Origin of the sequence: Succinivibrio dextrinosolvens (assembly GCF_900116345.1) — a bacterium.
Taxonomy (GTDB): Bacteria; Pseudomonadota; Gammaproteobacteria; order Enterobacterales; family Succinivibrionaceae; genus Succinivibrio; species Succinivibrio dextrinosolvens_B.
The window spans coordinates 1-1,407 of record NZ_FPAH01000090.1; the positions used below are offsets into that span (position 1 = coordinate 1).

The 1,407-nt window shown below is 40.2% G+C and carries 2 protein-coding genes; both read left to right on the top strand.

The window, feature by feature from the left end; genetic code table 11:
- On the top strand, positions 1-102 hold a 102-nt coding region (locus tag BM308_RS13120; RefSeq protein ID WP_074945310.1), incomplete at its 5' end, for an EF-Tu C-terminal domain-related protein.
- A gap of 219 nt (positions 103-321) precedes the next feature.
- Positions 322-1,308, top strand: coding sequence for a class II fructose-bisphosphatase (gene glpX / locus BM308_RS13125; RefSeq protein ID WP_074945830.1), 987 nt, complete (start codon positions 322-324; stop codon positions 1,306-1,308).
- The last annotated feature ends 99 nt before the right edge of the window (positions 1,309-1,407 follow it).

Consider the following 1,407-nt stretch of genomic DNA (forward strand, 5'->3'; position numbering starts at 1 on the left):
ACCCTAATCCACCCAGTAGCTATGGCTGAAGGCGAGAGATTCGCTATCCGTGAGGGCGGCCGTACTGTAGGTGCTGGTGTTGTTGGTTCTATTATTGAATAATAGATAACAATATCTAAAAAAAGGGCTGAGATTAATATCTCGGCCCTTTTTTATGCCCCAAAAGTATATTTTTCCCTTTTTTTACCTTATTCAGATCACTTTTTCTTTATTCACGTGTATCATATACACGTTTTCAAAAACGCAAAAGATATGCACATTTTTCGCACTTGTTTACGAAGGTGATTTATATCTTTAAGCATCGCTTTATATGAGGTCAAAATGCAACAACATTTAGCTGATAAGAATATCGCTTTGGATTTAGTTCGTGTAACAGAGGCAGCCGCATTAGCTTCTGCAAGATTTGTTGGTCTTGGAAATAAGGAATTAGTTGATCGTGCTGCTGTTGATGCAATGCGTATTGCTTTCCAGAGTATTCATATCAAGGGAACCATTGTTATCGGTGAAGGTGAAAAGGATGAGGCTCCTATGCTATATACCGGTGAGAAGGTTGGTTTTGGTGATGGAGCTGAATTTGATATTGCCGTTGATCCTATTGATGGTACCAGCTGTGTTGCTGGCGGAAAACCAAATGGTATTGCAGCTGTTGGTATCTCTCCTAAGGGTACAATGTTTAATCCTGGTCACAGCTTTTACTGTGAAAAAATGGCTGTTGGCGCAGAAGCTGCTAATGTAATTGACCTTGACGCTCCTATTAAGGACAACATCGTTAATGTTGCTAAGGCATTAGGAAAAAAGGTTGGAGAATTAAAGGTTTTTGTTCTTGATAAGCCTCGCCATGAACAACTGATTAAAGATATTCATCTTGCAGGTGCAAGAGTTATGGTTCATTCTGACGGCGATATTGCTGGTGCTTTAATGGCAATTGATCCAACTACCGACATTGATCTTTTAGTAGGAATCGGCGGAACACCTGAGGCCGTTATTACTGCCTGTGCAATTAAGGGAACTGGCGGTCAGATGCTGACAAGATTAGCTCCTAAGACCGAAGCAGAAAAGGAAGCTATCATCAAAGACGGTTTTGATATAAAGGCTATTAGAACAGTTGATGAGCTGATTACATCTGATCAGTGTTATTTTGCCGCTACTGGTGTAACTCCAGGTGAACTTCTTGACGGTGTAAGATACAAGGGAGAGTACACATTAACCTCATCTATTTCTTCAAGAGGCAGAACCGGTACAAGAAGATATATTCAGGCCTGGCATGATAGAGCAAAACTGTCAAAAATGAGCTCTGTGGAATATTAATCTTTTAATTTAATGGTGTGGACCCACTGCTTGAGATACTGAGTAACAGAAAAATGCTATAGTATCAATGGGATAAACTAAACAACCAGAGGATCCACA

Excerpts from the sequence above, each read along its gene's own strand:
- glpX (WP_074945830.1), top strand. The coding sequence starts at position 322 with ATGCAACAACATTTAGCTGATAAGAATATCGCTTTGGATTTAGTTCGT.